A 19,312-nucleotide genomic window follows, 5' to 3' on the forward strand; every position below is an offset into this window, starting at 1 on the left:
GTTGATTGAAGATCGCGGTTTCGCTCGGCCTGTGGCAGGACCGGCCGCCGACCGAGGTGCTGCGCACGGCCGCGATCGCCGAGGCCGAGGGCTTCGCCGAGCTGTGGATCGGCGAGATGGCAACGTATGACGTGTTCGCGCTGGCCACCGCGGTCGCCGGTGTCACCGAGCGGATCCCGCTGGTGCTCGGGCCGTTGGCGGTGACCGTACGCGACCCGATGATGATCGCGATGGGGGTCGCCAGCGTCGCGTCGCTGACCGGTCGCTCCGTCGGGGTCGCGCTCGGCACGTCGAGCACCGTCGTCGTCGAGCAGTGGCACGGCCGCTCGCGCGCGCAGTCGACGCGTGCGCTGGCCGAGTCGGCGACGGCCGTACGCTCGCTGCTCGCGGGTGAGAAGGCGCAGGTCGACGGCGAGGTGGTGCGCACAATCGGATTCCGATTGCGCACGCCGGCGCACGCCGGTCCGCTGACCATCGCCGCCTTCGGACCGGCGTCCGTACGCGTCGCGGCCGCGCACGCCGACCGGATGGTGCTCAACCTGATCAGCCCGGACCGGGCCGCCGAGCTGATCGCGGCGGTCAACACCGCCGCCGCGGCGATCGGCCGGCCGGCGCCGCGGATCGCCCTGTGGGTCCCGGCGGCCGTCGATCCGACCGAGGCGGCCTGGACGCAACTGCGGACCACGCTGGTCGGCTATCTCGCGGCGCCCGGTTACGGCGAGATGTTCACCCGCGACGGCTTCGGCGAGCTGGTGCGGCTGGCGCGCTCCGGCGCGCATCCCCGTGACGTGCTGGCCGCGATCGGCGCCGACCTGCCGGCCGCCATCGGCTTGGCCGGCGATCGCGAGACCGTCGCCGCCAGAATGGCCGCGTACCAGGCCGCCGGTGTCGACGAGCTGGTGGTCGTGCCGGCGTCCACTGTGGACGACGAGGCCGGCGCCGGCACGCTCAAGGCGGTCAGTGACCTTCGTTCCGCTCTTCCAACGAGGTGAGCCGATGCGGAAAATCCTTGTCGCGGCGCTGTCTTTCGTGCTGCTGGTCGGTGTTTTCGGTGGCGCGCGGGCATTGGCCGACAGCCTGAGCTGTCAGCGTAAGAACGTGGCCGTGTCACTTTCCGCCGGTGGGGCGGAAAACCAGCGGATCGCCGCCTGGATCTGCGCGGTCGGACCGGTCGCCGGCAAGCCGGTGCAGCTGCTGGTGCCGGGTTACACGTACGACCACCACTACTGGGATCCGGCCTTCCAGCCGGACCGCTATTCGTGGGTACGCGCGGCGACCGGGGCCGGCTATGCCACCGTGGCGATCGACCGGCTCGGCACTGGTGAGTCCAGCAAGCCGGCGGTGACCGCGGTGACCGTACCGACCCACGTGTGGACCGTGCACCAGCTCATCGGTGACCTGCGGTCGGGACTTTTGACCGGCAGCAAGCCGAAAAAGGTCGTGCTGGTCGGCCACTCGATGGGCGCCGCGATCGCGCAGACCGAGTCGGGGAGATACAACGACGCCGACGCGGTCGTGCTCACCGACTGGCTGCACACGCCGCTGTGGCTGGGGACGCCGGGCGTGGTCGTCACGTCGGTGCCGGCGGTTCTGGAGCCACGGCTGGTTGGCGCGCCGCCGGGTTACCTGACCTCGATCAAAGGCGGCCACCGGTCGGTCTTCTTTTCCAGTGCTGACGCCGATCCGGCGATGATCGCCTACGACGAGGCGGTCAAGACGTACGGGACGCCGACCGAGGAGGTGACGATCGTGGCGACCATCCTGCCGACCGTCACGCTGCCGATCCGCATCCCGGTTTTCCTTGCCACCGGCGAAAACGACTCGATCTTCTGCGGACCGGCGACGCCGTGTCCGGACGCCGCGACGGTGAAGGCGCGCGAGCGGCTGTTTTTCGGCGTGCCGATCACGACGTACGTGCTGCCCGGCGCCGGCCACTCCGCCAACCTGCACCGCAACGCGCCGGCGCTGTTCGCAGCGGTCAACCGCTGGCTGGCTTCGTGACGAAGCGGTCCAGGCCGCCGATCAGCAGGTCGAGCGCGAACTCGAAGCGCTCCATCGCGTCGTCGGCGCGCATCGCCGGCCGCAGTGCGCGCAGGTGGACGAGCTGGTCCGGTGGCAGCATCGCCAGGTATTCGTCCATCTGCGCGATCCGCCGCTCGGCCTCTGCCATGCCGCCTTCCAGGTCCTGCCAGAGGCTCGCCTCGTACGCGATCGCCGTGGTGTAGAGCGCGATCGCGTCGGCGGCGTAGTCGGCGAGCTTGTCCGGCAGGCCGCCGGCGCGCATCAGGCCGAGGATGCGGTCCATGCCGAGCAGCATCCGCGGGCTGGTCGGGATCAGCGTGTGCATCGCGATCCTGGCCGCGCCGGGGTTGGCGATCAACACCATCGTCAGGTTTCTGGCGATCTCCTTGAGCTGCTCCTGCCAGCGCGCCGGGTCGATCTCCGGCACCTCGATGCCGCTCATGATCTGCTCGTACATCAGTTCGTGCAGCTCGTCCTTGTTGCGCACGTGCGCGTACAGCGACGCCGGACCGGTGCCGAGCTCCTGAGCCACTCGCCGCATGCTCACGGCGTCCAGCCCCTCCTTCGCCATCACCGCGAGTGCCGTCGACACGATCAGCTCGGTGGACAGCTGCCGGCGCGCCGGCTTGCCGCGGCGCCATGGCGGCTCGGGGAGATCACTCACCCGAACAGTGTACTTGACACGAACACTGTTCGTCTGTAGAACAGAGTTCGTTATGACGAACACCGTTCGAAACGAGGGTGACGATGAGTGATACGCACGTACCGGTGCTGATAGTCGGAGCCGGCCTGGCCGGCGGCTCGACCGCGATGTTCCTCGGCCTGCACGGGGTCCGGTCGCTGGTCGTGGAGCGGCACCCGAGCACCTCCAACCACCCGAAGGCGCGCGGCCAGTCGTGGCACACGATGGAGGCGCTGGCCTACGCCGGGGTGGCCGACCGGATGAGTGCGGCCGGCTATGACATCAGCCTCGGCATGCCGATCGTGATCGCGCAGACCGTGACCGGGCCGCCGATCCACGAGATCCTCGGCGAGGCGTGGCCGGACCTGTCGCACATCACGCCGGCCGTCATGGCGATGGCCAGCCAGGAGCGTGCCGAGCCGATCCTGATGGAGCGAGCGATCGAGCTGGGTGCCGAATACCGGTTTGGCACGCGGCTGGAGTCGTTCCGCCAGGACGACGACGGTGTCACGGCGCAGCTGCGCGACCTTGCCACCGGCGAGGTGTCCACGGTCACCGCCGACTATCTGGTCGCCGCCGACGGCTGGCGCGGCGAGATCCGCGAGTGGCTCGGCATCGGGACGCACGGCCGCGGTGACATCGGCAACGCGGTCGCGGTGATTTTCGACGCCGACCTGGAAAGTGTCGTCAAGGGTCGCGAGTTTGCCTTGTTCTACCTGCAGAACCAGGAGCTGAGCGACACCTTCGGCACCGGCGCCTTCGTCAGCACCGACACACCTGGGCGCTGGGCCGTCATGTTCGCGTACGACCCGGCGGTGAAGGATTTCGCGGACTACACCGACCTGGACGTGATCGACAAGGTGCGGATCGCCATCGGCATTCCGGACCTGGACGTACGGCTGGTCGATCGTTCGGCCACCGGGATGGCGCACCGGATCGCCGACCGGTTCCGCGCCGGCCGCGTCTTCCTGACCGGCGACGCCGCGCACACGATGCCGCCGCACGGTGGTCAGGGCGGCAACACCGCGGTGATGGACGGCTTCTATCTGGCCTGGAAGCTCGCGTACGTGCTGCGCGGGTTCGCCGGTCCGCGGCTGCTGGACAGCCATGACGCCGAGCGGCGGCCGTACGGTGAGCTGATCGCCGGCCAGCAGTACAGCAACATGATCTTCCGCTCGGCGCCGCAGCTGGCCGACGGCACGGAGGACGAGATGGTCGACCCGTTCGCGGCGTTGCTCGGCTATCGCTATCCGGACGGCGCGGTCGTGCCGGAGCCGGACGAGGACGGCGCGCGGCTGGAGGACCCGGCGAAGCCGACCGGCCGGCCCGGCTCGCACGCGCCGCACGTGTGGCTCGGCGAGGGCCGCTCGACGATCCACTTGTTCGGCCACGAGTTCGTCCTGCTGACCTCGTCTGACGAGTGGGCCTCCGTGGCCGACGAGGTGGCGCGGCGGCTCGGCGTACCATTGCGTGCCGTTGTGCTCGATTCTGTTGAATGGCGGGAAAAATACGGCGTCGGGCCGGACGGTGCGAGCCTCGTGCGTCCGGACCGCTTCATCGCCTGGCGCTCCGTCGGCGCCGGCACCGCGGAAGACCTGGAAAACGCGCTGAAAACGGTGCTCGACCGATGAAGCTCGTCGTCATCGCGATTGTGGCTTCGATCCTCGGTTTTCTCGAAGCCCGATTTACCAATCTGCCGGTGTTGGCGGCAATTGGCATCGGTGTCGCCGGTGGTGTGGTGTGGACAGCTTTGGCTTTTGGTGTCAGCCGGTGGATCCGGCGTCACCGGACGCTCGACGCCGCCAACGGTTCGGCACTCGCGGTCGCGCTGGTCGCGACGATGCTGTTGACGCCGGGCCTGCTGCTGGAAACCATGATGTTTCCGACCGCCGACGCCTACCTGACCATGATCCAGTCCGGCGCCGGCAGCGGGACCGTCGCGTTCTATGCCACCTTCAATCCGCTCACCGAGTGGATCCTGGTGCCCCTCGCGCTCTACTTCAACTGGCCACACACGGGTCGCCGCCGAGTCGCCATCGCGGCGGCGACCGTCTACTACCTGGAGCGCGCCAGCACGTACCTGTATTTCGCCGTGCAGATCCTGCACTGGCAGCACACACCGAAGACCCCGGATCTGCTCGCCGCGGTGGACCTGTGGCTCAGCGTCGACTGGACCCGGATGGCCGTCGACGGCCTGATGATCCTCGCCTTCGTCGCACTGACATTCCTCCGGCCACGCCACCCAACACCGACGAGCGAGTCGTACGCATAGCTCACCATCACCACGTACGGCCCGAAACTGTCGTACTTACCTGCTGAAATGGCCCCCACCCAGTAACGGGCGGGGGGTGGGTTCGCGTGGAACTTACATAAGTAGAAAAGTTGATCTTGGTTCCGCCTCGGCAAGCTCATTGGTCACAGCTGTCACATGGACCATGCACGCAAGGCCTCCCTACGTGCGTCAGACGCACGCAAGGGGGCCTTGCGTGCGTCGACACAGCACGCAAAAGCCGCATTTAGCGCTCCAAGTGTGTGCGACCAAGATCAACTTCGATGTATGTAACGAAGCCTCTCAACCCACCCCCCACCCGACCACTGGGTGGGGGCAATCTTTCGTGAGGGGTACGACAGTTTCGTTGAGGTCGTGGTGGTGGTTGGGTTGCCCAAGGGATAAGCGTTCGGAGGCGTCACGGCAGGTCGGTACGCTGGAGGCCGTGATCGATCTGCGCCTCATCCGCGATGACCCGGACACCGTACGAGCGAGCCAGCGGGCCCGTGGCGAGTCTGCCGAGCTGGTGGACACGCTGCGTGAGGCCGACTCGTCCCGGCGGTCCGCGGTGCTGCGGTTCGAGCAGCTGCGGGCCGAGCAGAAGGCGCTGGGCAAGCAGGTCGCCAAAGCGGCCGGCGACGAGAAGGCCAGCCTGCTGACGCGTACGAAGGCGCTCGCCGCCGAGGTCAAGACGGCGGAGAGCGCCGTCGCGGAGGCGGAGTCCACTCTGCAGCAGGCGCAGCTGGCCATCCCCAACATCGTCGAGCCAGGCGTGCCGGAAGGCGGCGAGGACGACTACACGGTGCTCCGCGAGGTCGGCGACAAGCCGGAGCTGGAAAAGACGCGCGACCACCTGGAGCTGGCCGAGGGCCTGCGCGCGGTCGACATGGAGCGCGGCGCCAAGGTGTCCGGCGCTCGGTTCTACTTCCTCACCGGCATCGGCGCCCAGCTGCAGCTGGCGTTGCTGACCATGGCCGCCGACCAGGCCGTCGACAACGGTTTCACGCTGATGGTGACCCCGTCGCTGGTACGGCCGGAGATCATGGGTGGCACCGGGTTCCTCGGCTCGCACGCGCCGGAGGTCTACCGGCTGGAGGCCGACGACCTCTACCTGGTCGGCACGTCCGAGGTCGCGCTCGCCGGCTATCACAGCGACGAGATCCTCGACCTGTCCGACGGGCCGCGGCGCTATGCCGGCTGGTCGTCGTGCTATCGCCGCGAGGCCGGCTCGTACGGCAAGGACACCCGCGGCATCATCCGCGTGCACCAGTTCGACAAGCTGGAGATGTTTTCCTACACCACGCCGGACGACGCGGCCGCCGAGCACGAGCGGCTGCTGGCCTGGGAGCAGGAGATGCTCGGCAAGGTCGAGCTGCCCTACCGGATCATCGACACCGCGGCCGGCGACCTCGGCTCGTCGGCGGCCCGCAAGTACGACTGCGAGGCATGGTTGCCGTCCCAGCAGCGCTGGCTGGAGCTCACCTCGACGTCCAACTGCACCACCTTCCAGGCTCGTCGGCTCAACGTCCGCTATCGCGACGAGCACGGCAAACCGCAGACCGCGGCGACGCTGAATGGCACGCTCGCGACCACGCGGTGGATCGTCGCGATCCTGGAAAACCACCAACAGCTGGACGGCTCGGTGCGCGTACCGAAGGCGCTCCAGTCCTATCTCGGTGGCCGCGAGGTCCTCAAGCCGGTCGGCGTATGACCCATCCCGACCCCGGCTGGCAGCCGAAGCTGGTCGTGCTCGACCTGGACGGCACGGTCGTGCCGTACTACCAGGAGCGCGCCCTGCCGAGCCAGCGGGTACGCGACGCGGTCGCGGCCACGCTGGCGGCCGGCGTACCGGTGACGATCGCGACCGGTCGCGCGGTGTGGAGCGCGCTGCCGACCGCCGCCGACCTCGGACTGCACGGCATCCAGCTGGTGTGCAGCAACGGCGCGGTGGTGTACGACGCGGACGCCGCCGAGGTGCGGCACGAGGTCACCTTCGACCCGGGGCCGGCCGCGCGCGCGTTGCTGGCCGCCGACGCCAACCTCGCCTTCGCGGTCGAGCGAGGCCTGTCCGGCTTCCTGCACACGCCGGACTTCCACGTCGACTTTCCGTCCAAGTTCTTCGGTACGGCCGAGCTGGACGATCTGCTCGCCGAGCCGACCACCCGGCTGGTCGGCCGTCCGGCCGACCGCGAGGAGCGCGGCGCGGAGTGGCACGGTCAGGCCGCGCGGTGGGCGGAGGAGCTGGCCGCCTCTGTGCTCGACCCGGCGAAGAACAGCTGGGAGACCGGCTACACCGGCTGGATCGACGTGTCCGGTCCGCACGTCAACAAGGCCAGTGGCGCCGCGATGCTGGCCGACGATCTCGGCGTCGACGTATCGGACGTGTTGGCGATCGGCGACGGCTCCAACGACATGCCGATGCTGCGGTGGGCCGGCCGTGCGGTAGCCATGGGACAGGCGCCGGACAAGGTCAAGGAGCTGGCCGACGCGGTCACCGCGACCGTCGACGACGACGGCGTGGCGGTCGAGCTGGAGCGGTGGTTTTCCTAGCGAAATCGGTCGGCCTCGAGATCGTTGCACCGTAGGATGGTTCACATAGTGAACCAATCTTTCGGAGGACGACATGACGACCAGGCCGTTCCGGTTTGCCGCTGTCACCCGGCCGCAGGGTGACGGGGCCAGTTGGCAGGCGACCGCGCGCCAGATCGAGGATCTGGGATATTCCACCCTGCTGATGCCCGAAGGCGTGCACTGGCTGTCGACGGTGCCGAGCCTCGCGGTCGCGGCGACCGCGGCTCCGACCTTGCGGGTCGGCTCGTTCGTACTCGCGGCGCCGCTGCGTACGCCGAGGTCGGCGGCCTGGGACGCGCACACGATGAGCGTGCTCACCGACGGCCGCTTCGACTTCGGCATCGGCATCGGCCGGCCGTCGATGAAGGACGAGTCGGCGGTCCTCGGCATGCCGTACGGTTCGGCCGCCGAGCGGCTGGAGCAGGTCGCGCAGGCCATCCGCGACCTCCGTGAGCTGGACGGCGACCGCCGTACGCCGGTGATGATGGCGATCAGCGGCGCGCCGAAGTCGCGCGCGCTCGCGGCCGCCGAGGCCGACGCGATCCACTTGGCGGTCAGTCCGCTGATGCCGGAGAAGGAGCTGGCCGAAGTGGTCGCCGGCATCCGGGACGCGGCCGGCGACCGTGCCGACCAGATCGACGTCGCCACCAACGTCTATTCGGTGAATTCCGAGCTGATGCCGGAGATGTCGGCGTTCCTGGGAGTCGACGCGGCGATGCTGGCCGAGCACAACTCCGTCTCGTACCTGGCCGGCGAGCCGGCGGAGATGGCTGATGAGCTGGAGCGGCGGCGAGAGGCGACCGGCATCTCGTACTTCACCGTGCACGTCGGCGCGTACGTCAACTTCGCTCCGGTGATCGAGCTGCTGCGCCGCCGCTGAGGCGCGCTGGCCGATGAAACGATTCCAACCTAGAATCGTTTCATCGGTCAATCAATGGAGGACATGATGACGGCTTTCCGCTTCGGTGTGGTGGCGGTGCCGCAGGGTGCCAAGCAGTGGCTGGACACGGCGCGGCGGGTGGAGGAGCTCGGCTACAGCACGCTGCTGAGTCCGGACAACCTGCGGCTGGTCACGCCGACCGCGTCGCTGGCGGCCGCGGCCGCCGTCACCACGAAGTTGCGCGTCGGCTCGTTCGTGCTGGCCAGCCCGTTGCGTACGCCACGGGCGGCGGCCTGGGAGGCGCACAGCGTGGCGACCGTGAGCGGCGGCCGTTTCGAGCTCGGGCTCGGCACCGGCCTGCCGGCGATGAAGGAGGCCGCCGCTGAGCTCGGCCTGCCGTACGAGAACGCCGCCGGCCGGATCCGGCAGGTCACCGAGACCATCGACCACGTGCGCAAACTCGACGGCGACATCCGCGTACTGGTCGCCGCCGGTGGTCCGAAGATGCGCGCGGCCGCTGGAGCGAAGGCCGACATCGTCGCGCTGGCCGGCGGCCCGTTCGTGACCCGCGACGAGATGGCCGCCGCGGCCGCCGAGGTCCGCGACGCGGCCGGCTCGCGCGAGGTCGAGCTGTCGCTCAACCTGTTCGTCGTCGGCGACGAGGCGCCGCCGTTCGTCAGCCAGCTCACCGGCGCGGCGCCGGAGGAGCTGATCAAGCGCGACTCACTGCTGGTGCTGCGCGGCTCGGAACAGGAGATGGTCGACGAGCTGCAACGCCGCCGCGACGCACTCGGGACCTCGTACGTGACCGTCAACGGCGCCTTCACCGAGACCTTCGCACCCATCGTGGAACGCCTCGCCGGCCGCTGACCGTATGGCATACATCACCAAAGCCGCTATTCTCCGGCCCGAATTACCCGCTACGCCGCGAAACTGTCGTACGTACTCGTAAGAATGGCCCCCACCCAGTGACGGGTGGGGGGCGGGTTTGAGGAAGACCTGGCACCAATTTCAAAAGGGTGCTGGCGCTGCCTCTCAACCCGCCCCCCACCCGTTCTGGGTGGGGGCAATTTTTGCTGGTAGGTACGACAGTTTTGGCGACCTCTCGGCGTGTCGCGATTGGGGGCGTGAAATGTCCGACTGTCCTCAATGGACGGTCAGTAGGCTGCGAAGGTGGCCGGCCGGCGCCGGGCGGCCATTTCGGACAAGGTAAAATTAGCTTTACAAAGGAATTCGCCGAGAGGGGTGTGCCGATGACCGCTGACCAGGGCCACCGGCCGCCGCCGTGATGGGGGAGACGCTCACTCTCGCGCTGCTGATCGGCAGCGTCATCCTGCTGCTCGCCGTGGTGGCCGTCCGCGCGGCGGTCCGCACCGGGTTGCCGAGCCTGCTGATCTATCTCGGCATCGGGTTGGTGATCGGTGAGGCCGGCCTCGGGATCAAGTTCTCCGACGCGGAGCTGACCCAGAGCCTCGGACTGATCGCGTTGGCCATCATCCTCGCCGAAGGTGGCCTGACGGCGCGGTGGGACGTCGTACGGCCGGCCCTCGGCGTCTCGGCGGTGCTCGCGACCATCGGAGTCGCGGTGAGTGTCGCGGTGACCGCCGGCATCGCGCTGCTGGTGCTCGACACCGACTGGCGGACCGCGGTGCTGCTCGGCGCGGCGGTCAGCGGTACGGACGCGGCGGCGGTCTTCTCAGTGCTGCGCCGGCTGCCACTGCGCGGCCGGATCGCCGCCATCCTGGAGGCCGAGTCGGGGTTCAACGACGCGCCGGTCGTCCTGCTGGTCACGCTCGTGGTGTCCAACGCCTGGGCTCAGAGCGGCGTCCTCGGCGCGCTCGGCACGATCGCGTACGAGCTGGCCGTCGGCGTCACCGTCGGCCTGGTCGCCGGCTGGCTCGGCCAACAGGTGCTCAGCCGCGTCTCGCTGCCGGTCGCCGGCCTCTACCCACTCGCGATGGTCGGCTTCGCGATGCTCTCCTACACCGGCGCCACGCTGCTGCACGCCAGCGGCTTCCTGGCCGTCTACCTGACCGGCCTGTGGCTCGGCAACTCGCACCTGCCGCACCGGCACGCGAGCATCGGCTTCGTCGAGGCGCTCGCCTGGCTGGCCCAGATCGGTATGTTCGTGCTGCTCGGCCTGCTCGCCAGCCCCACCAGGCTGCCGGCCGCGGTCATCCCGGCGCTGATCATCGGCACCGGCCTCCTGCTGCTGGCCCGCCCCTTGTCCGTGCTCGTCGCCGCGTCCCCCTTCCGAATACCGCTACGCGACCAGGCATTCCTGTCCTGGGCCGGGTTGCGCGGCGCCGTACCGATCGTGATGGCGACCATCCCGCTGGCCGCACACAGCGTCAACGGCGAGCTCGTCTTCGACGTGGTTTTCGTGCTGGTGTTCGTGTTCACGCTGATCCAGGGGCCGACCCTGCCGTGGGTCGCGCGGCGGCTGCGGGTCGTCGACCAGTCCGAGGCACGCGACGTCGACGTCGAGGTCGCGCCGCTGGACATGATGAGCGCCGACCTGCTCAGCGTGACCGTGCCGGAGCACTCGCGGCTGCACGGCATGTACGTGCTCGACCTGCGGCTGCCGGAAGGCGCCGTGGTGTCCCTGGTGACCCGCGGCGACGAGTCGGTGGTGCCGTCGAAGCACACCAGGCTCGCCGTCGGCGACACGCTGCTGGTGGTCACCGCGGACGGCGTACGCGACGAGACCGAACGCCGGCTCCGCGCGGTCGGCCGCGCCGGCCACCTGGCACGCTGGTTTGGCGAGACCGGCCGCTGACTAACGCAGAAAGTGTTCGGCGATCTGCTCGACGATCTCCGGCGGATCGTCGTAGTTGTCGTCATCCGAGCGCGGATACGGAAACACCACGTCGGTGAAGCCGTACGCTTCAAGCTCCACGACGAAATCGTCAAACTCGTCGATGTCGGCGGTGACCCGTCCCGGAATCCCACTGGTCACCAGGATCTTGTCGATGCCCGCCGGATCGCGGCCGAGTTTCTCGCACTCCGCTTCGACAATCTGCCACTGGTCGGCGAGATCGGTCCGCCAGTCGCCGGTCTTGCCGCGGCCCGTGGTGATCCACGCGTCGCCGTGTTTCGCCGTCAACCGCAACGCTTTCGGCCCGACCGCGGCGATCGCGAACGGGATTCGCGGTTGTTGCACGCAACCAGGCACGATCCGGACGTTTTCCGCGCTGTAGTACGTGCCGCGCAGCGAGGTCTCCGGCTGGGTCAACAGAGTGTCCAATGTGGACACGAACTCGGTGAACCGAGCGGTACGCTCCGGCGGCGGCCACGGCCGCTGACCGAGCGCGGTCGCGTCCCAGCCGGTGCCGCCGCCACCGATGCCGAGGATCAGCCGGCCGGCGGAGATGCGGTCTGCGGTCATCAGCTCGTGCCCGAACGGCACCGGATGCCGAAAGTTGGGCGACGCGACCAGCGTGCCGACCCGGATCCGCGAGGTCGCCGCGGCGGTCGCGGTGAGCAGCGGGATCGCCGAATGCCACGGCCGGCCGGCGTAATGCCGCCACGACAGGTGGTCAAACGTCCACAGGTGATGAAAGCCGAGCTCGTCCAGCCGTCGAGCTCGCTCGACCCAGACGGGCCATTCGTCGGTTGGCAGGCACAACACTCCGATCCGCACGACGCCTCACGCTACGCGCGGGTGAGGATAAGAGCATGAGCCTGCCCGGGATGATCGCCTGTGATCTTGACGGCACGCTGCTGCGCAGCGACCTGTCGGTCTCCGACCGTACGGTGGCCGCGCTCGCCGCGGTACGCACCGCCGGCGTGCCGTTCGTCGTGGTCACCGGCCGGCCGGTGCGCTGGCTCGGCGTCGTGCTCGACCGGATCGGCCGCTATGCCGAGGTGATCTGCAGCAACGGTGCGAAAATCCTGGACGTGGACGGCTCGGTGCTGATCGCCTGGCCGATCACGCCACCGGCGCTGGAGATCGCCACGCGGCGGCTGCGCGACGCGCTCGGCGACGTACATTTCGCCGTCGAACGCGACGCCGGGATGGTGAAGGAGAGCGGCTATCGGGTACGGCAGGACCTGGCGCAGCCGCGTGACGTGGCCTGGGACGAGCTGGTCAGCCAACCGGCGCTGAAGCTGCTGGTACGCGTGCCTGGTGCGGACGGCGACGAACTGCTGGCCCGGTGCACCGGCCTGCTGCGGGGGTTGGCGACGCCGACGCACTCGAGCCTCGCGTCGGGCCTGGTCGAGGTCTCGGCGGACGGTGTCAACAAGGCCGCGGCGCTGGACTGGCTGGCCGACCGGCACGGCGTACGCGCCGACCAGGTGTTGGCCTTCGGCGACATGCCTAACGACATCTCGATGCTGCGGTGGGCCGGCCGGTCGGTCGTGGTCGCGGACGCGCATCCGGAGGCGAAGGCGGCCGCCGACGAGGTCACCGAAAGCAACGACAACGACGGAGTGGCCGTCGTGTTGGAACGCCTTCTCGACTGAGAGCCGCAGGGCCACCCTGGGTGCGTCGGCACGCGGGCGGCCCTGCGCCAGCGTCAGAGATACTGGCCCGTGCCAGGCGACGGCGGTCCGCCGTTGTCGTCGCCGCGGCCGGCGCCGGGCCCGCCGAGCATGCCAGGCGGCAGGCCGCCGGGAAGCGCCGGCCGGCCGCGCATCTGCTCGAGCTGCATGCGCGCGGCCATCTGCTGCGCGACCAGCGCCGCCTGGATGCCGTGGAACAGGCCCTCCAGCCAGCCGACCAGCTGCGCCTGTGCGATCCGCAGCTCGGCGTCGCTCGGCGTACCTTCGGTGAACGGCAGCGACAGCCGCTCCAGCTCGTCCTTGAGCTCGGGCGACAGGCCGTCCTCCAGCTCGGAGATCGACCGCGCGTGGATCTCCTTCAGCCGCGTACGGCTCGCGTCGTCCAGCGGCGCCGCGCGGACCTCCTCCAGCAGCTGCTTGATCATGGTGCCGATCCGCATGACCTTGGCCGGCTGCTCGATCATCTGCGACGCGTCCTCGGCGTCGCCGTCTCCGTCACCGGTGCTCGCCATCGCCACCGGCTGGCCGTTGGGGCCGATGACCACCACCTGGTGCGGGCCTTCCTGTTCCTCTTGGGGTTCGTTTTGGTCTGAGCTCATGATGTCCATCCTCACGCACCACGACAGCAGCCGCGAATACGGGGCAGCGTACCGTTCGGAGACGTGTCAAACCGACGTACGCTGCTGGTCGCCGCGATCATCATGGTGCTGACCTGCGCCGCCTGCGGTCACGCCAGCGTCCAGGCCTCCGCCACGAGCGCCTCACCGAGGCCGGCCGCGCCGAGCCCGAGTCCGAGCGCGTCGGCGTCCGTACCGTCGACGCCGCCCTGCGACGCGCCGGACGGTTTCTCCTGCGACGACCACGCTCGGTTCGCCGCCGCGGAGAAGTACATCGACGGCCGGCCAGGCGTCATCGGCTTCGTCGTCCGCGACCGCCAGACCGGTGCCGTCTTCCGCAGCAGGAATGGCACCTACAAGGTGTGGACGGCGTCCACGGTGAAGCTGGCCATCGCCACGTACCTGCTGGAGGAGCAGGCCGCCGGCGAGATCACCCTCTCGTCGAGCGACAAGTCGCTGATGTCGTCGATGCTGCGCGTGTCCGACGACCACGCCGCCGACGTGCTGTGGAAGCGCGCCGGCGGCCCCAGGCAGGTGCCCACCTGGCGGTCGCGCTATGGCATGAGCGGCGTCACGTTCGTGGACGGCTTCGACCGCTATTGGGGTTACATGAAGTGCTCGCCGTCCGACCTCGACCACCTGATGTCGTACGTGCTGGGCCGGACCTCCCCGGACATCCGAAGCTATCTGGTCGGCAAGCTGCGGTCGGTCGGTGCGAACCAGCAGTGGGGCGTGTGGGCCGGCGCCGACCAGTCGGCCGATCCGGGGAACAAGAACGGCTGGTCGCAGGAACACGACGACGGCACGCTGCACTGGGTGATCAACACGGTCGGGTTCGCCGGCCGCGACGAGCGGTGGCAGGTGGCGATCATGTATCGGCTGCGGCCGTCCGGGACGTACGACCAGGGCGTCGCCGCGGTCACGCAGGTCGCCAAGCTGCTGCTCAGCGGCAAGCGCTAGCCGCGCGTACGCGCCTCGTCGACGTGGCTCGTTTGCGTGCCGCTCGGGTTGCGCTGGGGGTTCGCCTGGCCGATCCAGGCGCTCGTCAGGAGTCTCTGTGAACATCCAGCGGCGGCTAGGGTGCACGCCCTGACATCGAGCCCGGGCCTGGCGAGCAGTCACAAACGGCATTACTTGCCTCGGCAGTCACACCCACCACAGGGGCTGGCGGTCACGCAGGCGTGAAAGCCGTGTTTCTTGCGTTTAGCGCCAGTAACTCGACATTCACGCCACTAGTAAACCTCACAAGACAGACATTTAGCGTTACATGCTGCCGTGGATCCCATTGAGTGGACCCTTTCGCCATCTACCGGGACGCCACGACACCTTCCGAGCCGGTCGGCGCCGCCGATTTTTGCGCGTGCCATGCAAAAAACCCACGTACCCACCCCCCACCCGATGAAGGGTGGGGGCCTCAATTTTGGGGCGAAAAATGGGCCTGGAGGCGTTGTCCACAGGGTGACTTTTTGTCCACAGATTGATGAGAAAGCACTTGACGCCGGGCCCGCGCGGCGGGCCTGGCGTCAAGTGTGTGGGGGACTACTGGCCGAAGCCGATGGTGAAGACGTGCAGGTTGCCGCCGCTCGCCTGGGGCAGCGTGACGCTGGCGACCGTCTTGCCGGTCGTCAGGTTGTACGCGGTGGCGAACAGGTAGGTGGTGATGTTCTGCCGGCCGCCGTCGGTGTTGTTCCGGTACGGTGTCGACGCGACGGTCAGGTTGCTCGGCAGCGGCGGGAAGCTGCTGGCGCCGAGCGTCCAGTCGCTGAAGCCGACGTCGATCTGCTGCGTCGTGCCGTCGGTGAACTTCACCGTCATCGTGCCGACCGCGCCAGACTGGCCGGCGTTGGTCGACGAGCCGATCAGGCCGATCTTGGTGGCACCGGCCGGCGCGTTGACCGCGATCGACTGCCCGGCCGACTCGATGTTGTCCGGCTGGCCGATCGGCTGGTCCGGCATGGTGAAGGTGACGCCGCCGGCGGTCACCGTCGCGCCCGGGCCGGCGCCGGCCGCCGCCAACGCGTTGGCCGAGTACGCGAAGCCGCTGGAGTCATAGCTGGTGCCGACCTTCTGGCCGTCGGTCGTACGGCCGACATTCGTGTAGTACGGCCAAAGTGCGCCGGGTTTGGCGACCGCGACCGGCACGCTGGCCGGCAGCACGGGCAGGTTGTCGCTGGCGGTCATGGAAAAACTGACCGGATAGCGACCTTCGACCGTGCCGGCGGTGACCGTGACGGCCTGCTTCGCGGTCGCGTGCGGGCCGGCGGTCAGCGTGCCGCTGATCGGCGACACCGTGACGCCGTCCGGCGCGTTTGCCTTCCAGGTGACGGTTTGCGCCTTGTCGGTGATGTTGGTGGCCTGGAGCGTCGCGGTGCCTTGCGCGCCCGGCTGGACGATCAGGTTGCTCGCCGGGGAGGCCGCGGTGAACAGCCCGCGCTGGCCGGTGGCGTCCGAGGGCGGCGCGTCGGCCGGGTTGGTCCCCCAGGTTTTGTTGGGCATGGTGGAAAGATCGAAGTCGAGCGTGCCGCCGCCAGCGATGGACGCGAAGTCCAGCCACGGTTTCGACGTCGGCTTGCCGTTGATTTTCACGCCGTTCACGTACGGCGCGTCCACCGCCGCGTTCGGCGCGTTGATGGTGACCTTCTTGCCGTTTCCGAGCGTGATGACGGCCTTCTGGAAGACCGGGCTGCCGAGTACGAGCACCGGCGTCCCCGGCGTCTCCGGATAGAAACCGAGCTCCGACCAGACATACCAGGAGCTCATCGCGCCGAGGTCGTCGTTGCCGAAAGACCCGACCGGGGCGTCGAAATACAGCTGTTGCTGTGCGTCCCGTACGACCTTCTGGGTCCGCCACGGCGCGCCGGCATACGCGTATTCCCACGGAATCTCGACGCTCGGCTCGTTGCTGAGGTCCGCCGTGGTGGCACTCGGGTTCGGCAGGTCCGACAGCAGACTGTCCAGATACGTGACCCAGCTTTCGTTGCCGCCGTGCGCCTCGATGAGCCCCTTGAGGTTGTGCTGGATCATCGGTGTGTACTGCGCGGAGGTGCCTTCCACGAAACCACTGCCAGTGCCGGGCGAGAAGCCGGGCAGCAGCTGGCCGTCAGCCGACCGTGCCTGCAGATAGCCGGAGCCGACGTTGAAGACGTTCTGCCAGTTCTGCGAGCGTGTCGCCAGTTTCGTGTACGTCGCGTTGTCGCCGAGCGACTTGGCGAAGGACGCGATCGCATAGTCGGCGGCCGCGTATTCCTGCTGCGTCGACACCGGGCCGTAGAAGTTGCAGCAGCCATACTGTCCGTCGTACGGGATGAAACCCTTCTCGTCCAATGTGGACTGCGCCGGCCGGATCTGGCTGGCCTTCGTCGCCTGCGTGACCATCGCGTTCAGGGCGCTCTTGGTGTCGAAGTCGCGAGCACCGAAGGCGTACGCGCCGGCGATGATGCCGTCGGCCGGGTCGCCGACCATCACGTACGACTCACCGTTGGCCATGGCCCATTTCGGCAGCTGCTTGGACTCGTTGTAGGTGTTCAACGCCGACCGGACCCAGTCGCTGGTCTCCTTCGGCGCCACCACCGCGGCGAGCTGCGTCTGCGAACGATACGTGTCCCAGCCGGAATAGTTGGCATATTGCGCGTGTCCCGGCGCCGCCGTGTGGACCTTGTTGTCAAACCCCATGTATTCGCCGTTGACGTCGCTGAACACGTTGGGATGCAACAAAGCGTGGTAGAGGGCGGTGTAGAACTGCTCCTGCTGTGGCAGCGTGCCGCCGCTGATCTGGATGCGGCTCAGGTATTTGTTCCACGCGTCGTGGTTGGCCTTACGGACCGCGTCGAAGTTGAACCGGGGGATTTCCGCGGCCAGGTTGGCGCTGGCGTTTTTGGCGCTGGTGAACGAAATGCCGACGCGCGCGCTGATCGTCGGGGTCTGCGTGGCGTCCCAGGTCAGATAAAGACCGGCCGGTCCGGATGCGGCTTTCGGCGCGGCGGCGGCATTGTGCACCAGCGGCGCCGTACGCGACGGGATGGACGTACGCGGTGCCGGAGCACCGGCGTGGAAAGGCTTGGCGGCCGCACCGGTGGCGACCGGCGCCGAGGCTTTGGACGCCGCTGTCGTGCCGCTCGTCCAGGTGCCGGACTTCTTGAACGGATGGTCGAAAACGATGTCGAAATGCAGCGTGTAGTCGTTTTCCAGCTGCGGGCTCTGGCCGCAGAACCGGCCGGTGGTGACCGATCCGACCACCTCGTGGTCGCTGACCGCCTCGATCGTCGCGCCGTCCACCGGCGTCGCGCTGTCGCGCACCTTCAGCAGCAGGTTCGCCGCCGACGTACGCGGAAACGCGAACTTTCCGATGCCGGCGCGGGTCGTCGTGGTGAGCTCGGTGCGCACGCCGGAGCCGAGACTCACCGCGTAATAGCCGGCCTGCGCGACCTCGTTGAGATGCGAGAAACTGGCCGTCGCGGCACCGGGGTTGGCGCCGATGTCACCGATCGTCGGCAGGATCGGCAGATCGCCGAAGGCGTTACAGCCGGGACCGGAAATGTGCGTCAGGCTGAAACCGCGCAGCTGGCTGTCGTTGTACTCGTAACCGCCACCCTGCGTGCGATGCGGCGAGGTGTCCGGGCTCCACTGGATCATGCCGACCGGCATGTCCGCACCGGGAAACGTGTTGACCGCGCCCGAGGTGCCGATCAGCGTGTTGACCAGCGAAGCCGGGTCGGTGACCGGCTTGGGGGCGGCCGCTTCGGCCGCTGTCGGAGTGAGTGCCGCGGCGACCAGCACCGCGGCCGCGGACAGACTTGCGAGCTTTCGTCTTCTTGACATCTGCCGTCCCTGGGGTCAGATATGACAACGTTGTCAGAAGTGGCCGTACCTGCCGAAAAATCCCGCCGTAACCGACGAGAGCCTAGGGAAGCTCGGCAATACCAATCAAGGCCGGCAAACGCAACTGGCCTACACCGGCCGGTGAAACAGTTAAAGCCGACATCACCAGCGATTTTCTCAAGGCGAACCGGTGTGCGCGTACGGCGGCGACGGTGGCCGCAACACGGCGAACTGGTCTGTCACGGCGAGCCGGTCGGCGGCGAACCGGAACAACGCGGCCGGCCGCCCGCCGGCGCGCCCTGGCGGCGCGGTGCCGCCGGTCGGCTCCAGCACACCGCGCCGTGACAGTACGCGCTGGAGGTTGGTCGCCGAGACCTGATAGCCGAGCGCGGCCGAATAGTGGTCGCGCAGTTCGGAGATCGTGAACTCCGGCGGCGCGATCGCGAAGCCGATGTTGGTGTAGGACAGCTTGTTGCGCAGCCGACCGCGGGCTCGCTCGATGATCGCGCGGTGGTCGAACGCGGTCTCCGGCAGCCGGTCGACCGGATGCCAGCATGTGTCGTCCGGCACAGCGGGGTCGACGTGGCTGGGCACCAGACCGAGGAACGCGGTGGCCACCGTACGCGTGTCCGGACGCCGGTCCGGCGCGCTGAAAACCGACAATTGCTCCACGTGGCTGAGCTGTCGTACGTCCACCTTTTCGGCCAGCTGCCTGCGGATACTCCGCTCCACGTCCTCCTCGGCGCCGAGCCGGCCGCCGGGCAGCGACCACCGGCCGGCATCGGGCTGGCGGGCCCGCTGCCAGAGCAGCACCTGCAGGACCTGGGTACGCACCTGGAGCACCGCAGCCAGTACCTCGTGCTCCACAGCGGTGATACTATCCCTGACAGTTTTCGATCGATAGGCGAAAACCCGCTGAAGAGTGAACGAGCGTCGGCTCTCGGCGG

General features: G+C 68.5%; 16 protein-coding genes. 11 read left to right on the forward strand and 5 right to left on the reverse strand.

The window, feature by feature from the left end:
- The first annotated feature begins 5 nt into the window (after positions 1-5).
- A complete protein-coding gene (locus GNX95_RS39150) occupies positions 6-992 on the forward strand; it encodes an LLM class F420-dependent oxidoreductase (protein ID WP_163512902.1) in 987 nt (328 codons plus the stop codon).
- Between the two features lie 4 nt (positions 993-996).
- Entirely contained in the window at positions 997-2,001 is a 1,005-nt protein-coding gene (locus GNX95_RS39155) for an alpha/beta hydrolase (RefSeq protein ID WP_163512904.1), read from the forward strand.
- Here GNX95_RS39155 and GNX95_RS39160 read toward each other — a convergent pair.
- A complete protein-coding gene (locus GNX95_RS39160; RefSeq protein WP_222854275.1) occupies positions 1,979-2,686 on the reverse strand; it encodes a TetR/AcrR family transcriptional regulator in 708 nt (235 codons plus the stop codon). The two genes, GNX95_RS39155 and GNX95_RS39160, sit on opposite strands and share 23 nt — an antisense overlap.
- Positions 2,687-2,769: 83 nt before the next feature.
- Between GNX95_RS39160 and GNX95_RS39165 the strand changes: the two genes are divergently transcribed.
- The 7 genes from GNX95_RS39165 to GNX95_RS39195 all read left to right on the forward strand — a co-directional run bounded on the left by GNX95_RS39165 (position 2,770) and on the right by GNX95_RS39195 (position 11,203).
- A complete protein-coding gene (locus tag GNX95_RS39165) occupies positions 2,770-4,335 on the forward strand; it encodes an FAD-dependent monooxygenase (protein ID WP_163512906.1) in 1,566 nt (521 codons plus the stop codon).
- Positions 4,332-4,976: a hypothetical protein gene (locus GNX95_RS39170; protein WP_163512908.1), complete on the forward strand. Its 645-nt coding sequence runs from the start codon at positions 4,332-4,334 to the stop codon at positions 4,974-4,976. The genes GNX95_RS39165 and GNX95_RS39170 overlap by 4 nt, the downstream gene beginning before the upstream one ends.
- A 442-nt stretch (positions 4,977-5,418) precedes the next feature.
- Positions 5,419-6,684 (forward strand): serine--tRNA ligase, encoded by a 1,266-nt coding sequence (serS, locus tag GNX95_RS39175; RefSeq protein ID WP_163512910.1) that lies wholly within the window; start codon positions 5,419-5,421, stop codon positions 6,682-6,684.
- On the forward strand, positions 6,681-7,523 hold the full coding sequence (locus GNX95_RS39180; protein WP_163512912.1) for an HAD family hydrolase: 843 nt from the start codon (positions 6,681-6,683) through the stop codon (positions 7,521-7,523). Before serS ends, GNX95_RS39180 begins: the two co-directional genes overlap by 4 nt.
- A 73-nt stretch (positions 7,524-7,596) precedes the next feature.
- A complete protein-coding gene (locus tag GNX95_RS39185) occupies positions 7,597-8,424 on the forward strand; it encodes an LLM class flavin-dependent oxidoreductase (RefSeq protein ID WP_163512914.1) in 828 nt (275 codons plus the stop codon).
- Positions 8,425-8,490: 66 nt separating this feature from the next.
- A complete protein-coding gene (locus GNX95_RS39190; protein ID WP_163512915.1) occupies positions 8,491-9,294 on the forward strand; it encodes an LLM class flavin-dependent oxidoreductase in 804 nt (267 codons plus the stop codon).
- A gap of 418 nt (positions 9,295-9,712) precedes the next feature.
- Positions 9,713-11,203 carry a potassium/proton antiporter gene (locus tag GNX95_RS39195; protein WP_163512917.1) on the forward strand — a complete coding sequence of 497 codons (1,491 nt, stop codon included), beginning with the start codon at positions 9,713-9,715 and terminating at the stop codon, positions 11,201-11,203.
- Here the strand turns inward: GNX95_RS39195 and GNX95_RS39200 are convergent, their stop codons facing one another.
- On the reverse strand, positions 11,204-12,067 hold the full coding sequence (locus tag GNX95_RS39200; protein ID WP_163512919.1) for an LLM class flavin-dependent oxidoreductase: 864 nt from the start codon (positions 12,065-12,067) through the stop codon (positions 11,204-11,206).
- Positions 12,068-12,102: 35 nt separating this feature from the next.
- On the opposite strand from GNX95_RS39200, the gene GNX95_RS39205 reads away from it, so the two are divergent.
- Positions 12,103-12,891 carry an HAD family hydrolase gene (locus GNX95_RS39205; RefSeq protein WP_163512921.1) on the forward strand — a complete coding sequence of 263 codons (789 nt, stop codon included), beginning with the start codon at positions 12,103-12,105 and terminating at the stop codon, positions 12,889-12,891.
- A 53-nt stretch (positions 12,892-12,944) separates the two neighbouring features.
- Here GNX95_RS39205 and GNX95_RS39210 read toward each other — a convergent pair whose 3' ends face one another.
- The gene (locus GNX95_RS39210) at positions 12,945-13,529 is read right to left on the reverse strand and encodes a bacterial proteasome activator family protein (RefSeq protein WP_425483946.1); all 585 of its coding nucleotides are present in this window, start codon (positions 13,527-13,529) and stop codon (positions 12,945-12,947) included.
- A 63-nt stretch (positions 13,530-13,592) separates the two neighbouring features.
- On the opposite strand from GNX95_RS39210, the gene GNX95_RS39215 reads away from it, so the two are divergent.
- Positions 13,593-14,507, forward strand: a complete 915-nt coding sequence (locus GNX95_RS39215; protein ID WP_163512926.1) for a serine hydrolase — start codon at positions 13,593-13,595, stop codon at positions 14,505-14,507.
- 579 nt (positions 14,508-15,086) lie between these two features.
- Here the strand turns inward: GNX95_RS39215 and GNX95_RS39220 are convergent.
- Both GNX95_RS39220 and GNX95_RS39225 read right to left on the reverse strand, forming a co-directional pair.
- Positions 15,087-18,365 carry a lectin gene (locus GNX95_RS39220; protein WP_163512927.1) on the reverse strand — a complete coding sequence of 1,093 codons (3,279 nt, stop codon included), beginning with the start codon at positions 18,363-18,365 and terminating at the stop codon, positions 15,087-15,089.
- Between the two features lie 177 nt (positions 18,366-18,542).
- On the reverse strand, positions 18,543-19,241 hold the full coding sequence (locus tag GNX95_RS39225; RefSeq protein ID WP_163513822.1) for an NUDIX hydrolase: 699 nt from the start codon (positions 19,239-19,241) through the stop codon (positions 18,543-18,545).
- Positions 19,242-19,312: the final 71 nt, after the last annotated feature.

This window comes from Fodinicola acaciae, assembly GCF_010993745.1.
GTDB lineage: Bacteria > Actinomycetota > Actinomycetes > Mycobacteriales > HKI-0501 > Fodinicola > Fodinicola acaciae.

What these genes read in the sequence shown, in the direction of transcription:
- GNX95_RS39165 (WP_163512906.1), top strand. Translation starts at nt 2,770, where the DNA reads ATGAGTGATACGCACGTACCGGTGCTGATAGTCGGAGCCGGCCTGGCC.
- GNX95_RS39180 (WP_163512912.1), top strand. Translation starts at nt 6,681, where the DNA reads ATGACCCATCCCGACCCCGGCTGGCAGCCGAAGCTGGTCGTGCTCGAC.
- GNX95_RS39220 (WP_163512927.1), bottom strand. Translation starts at nt 18,365, where the DNA reads ATGTCAAGAAGACGAAAGCTCGCAAGTCTGTCCGCGGCCGCGGTGCTG.
- GNX95_RS39155 (WP_163512904.1), top strand. Translation starts at nt 997, where the DNA reads ATGCGGAAAATCCTTGTCGCGGCGCTGTCTTTCGTGCTGCTGGTCGGT.
- GNX95_RS39185 (WP_163512914.1), top strand. Translation starts at nt 7,597, where the DNA reads ATGACGACCAGGCCGTTCCGGTTTGCCGCTGTCACCCGGCCGCAGGGT.
- GNX95_RS39190 (WP_163512915.1), top strand. Translation starts at nt 8,491, where the DNA reads ATGACGGCTTTCCGCTTCGGTGTGGTGGCGGTGCCGCAGGGTGCCAAG.
- GNX95_RS39170 (WP_163512908.1), top strand. Translation starts at nt 4,332, where the DNA reads ATGAAGCTCGTCGTCATCGCGATTGTGGCTTCGATCCTCGGTTTTCTC.
- GNX95_RS39205 (WP_163512921.1), top strand. Translation starts at nt 12,103, where the DNA reads ATGAGCCTGCCCGGGATGATCGCCTGTGATCTTGACGGCACGCTGCTG.
- GNX95_RS39210 (WP_425483946.1), bottom strand. Translation starts at nt 13,529, where the DNA reads ATGAGCTCAGACCAAAACGAACCCCAAGAGGAACAGGAAGGCCCGCAC.
- GNX95_RS39195 (WP_163512917.1), top strand. Translation starts at nt 9,713, where the DNA reads ATGGGGGAGACGCTCACTCTCGCGCTGCTGATCGGCAGCGTCATCCTG.